This window comes from Novosphingobium sp. 11B (assembly GCF_054589055.1).
Window position 1 is genome coordinate 5523 of the sequence record NZ_BAAILP010000310.1, and the last position, 1288, is coordinate 6810.

At 64.4% G+C, this 1288-nt stretch carries 2 protein-coding genes; both read right to left on the reverse strand.

Going from position 1 to position 1288, the window contains the following annotated elements; genetic code table 11:
* The coding region (locus ACYPYD_RS26275) for a nuclear transport factor 2 family protein (RefSeq protein ID WP_459666594.1) at window positions 1–356 on the reverse strand (356 nt) is incomplete at its 3' end.
* Between the two features lie 13 nt (window positions 357–369).
* Window positions 370–1056, reverse strand: a complete 687-nt coding sequence (locus tag ACYPYD_RS26280; protein ID WP_008830430.1) for an SDR family NAD(P)-dependent oxidoreductase — start codon at window positions 1054–1056, stop codon at window positions 370–372.
* Window positions 1057–1288 lie beyond the last annotated feature (232 nt).

Below are 1288 nucleotides of genomic sequence, written 5' to 3' on the forward strand. Positions count from 1 at the left end.
CCGCGAAGGCGCATGGTCTTGCCCGAGGCCGGGTCTTCGAAGATCTCGGAGGTGTAGGAGATCGCCGAGGCCCGGTCGCCGTTGACGCGAATCTCGCCGGGGTGGGCGACGTAGACCATCGGCTTCGCAGCGTTTCCACCGAGGCCGTAGTTCTTCATCGATTCCACCCATGCGGAAACGATCGTTTTCTTGCCGGTGAAGCCGCCAAGGTCGGGAAATTCGGGCAAGGCCCAGTACGAATCCTCCGCCCAGGTCGAGGCCCATGTCTCGGCATCGCGGGTCATCACCGCGTGGGCATAAGTATCGAGCAATTCGCGGATGAGGATGCGGTCCTCCAGCGGTCCGGTGAACGCCATGGTCGAAGTCTCCTTACCAGGCGTGCTTTTCGCCGTTCCACTTGTAGAATTCGCCGGTCTCCTCGATCGCCCACCCGTCGGTCAGGGCCATGATCGAGGACGCGCTTTCCTGCGGGGAGATGTCGGCGCCGGGGCCGCTCATGTCGGTGGCGACGTAGCCGGGGTGGATGACGCCGACCACGATGCCGCGATCCTTCAGGTCGAACGCGACCGAGCGCATCATGCGGTTCAGGCCCGCCTTGACCGCTGCGTAAGGCCAGTAGCCCCCGTAAGGCCAGGTCGATGCGCCGAGCTGGCTGGAGAAGTTGATGACCTTCGAACCTTCGTGCAGGCGCGGCAGGAAGGCGCTGAGCACGCGCAGCGGGCCTTTCAGCATGATCTCGATCGAATTGTCGAAGTCGTCCCAGTCGATCCCGTCGAACTGCGGTTCCGCCTTACCGGTGACGCCGGCGACATTGTACAGCACGTCGACCGGTTCGCTGCCGGTATCCGCGGCGCCCGAGGCGACCGAGGCATTGTCGCCCACGTCCATCGCGTGGACCGTGATCCTGCCGTCCGAAGAGGCTGCCAGTTCGTTGAGCGCGGCCGCGCCCGAGGGATCGCGGGCGAGGGCATAGACCCGGTCGCCGCGCTCGGCATGCTGCTTGACGAGTTCGAACGCGATGCCGCGCGCTGCTCCGGTGATTGCCACTGTCGCCATCGGGATATCCTTTCCTTCGATGCCCGGTTTTCGGGATTCGTTATCGGGCGCAACTCTGGAAGAGGGAGCGGGCTGGCGACACCTGTGACTTTTGAGAGAAGCGCGGTGCCTGAGAGGTCGTCGTCCCGGACTTGATCCGGGACCGCTGGCCGTGAACGGCCTACCTTACAGTATGGCGCCTTCCTGTAAGCGTCCGCCTAAAGACAGGCACCGGTCCCGGATCAAGTCCGGG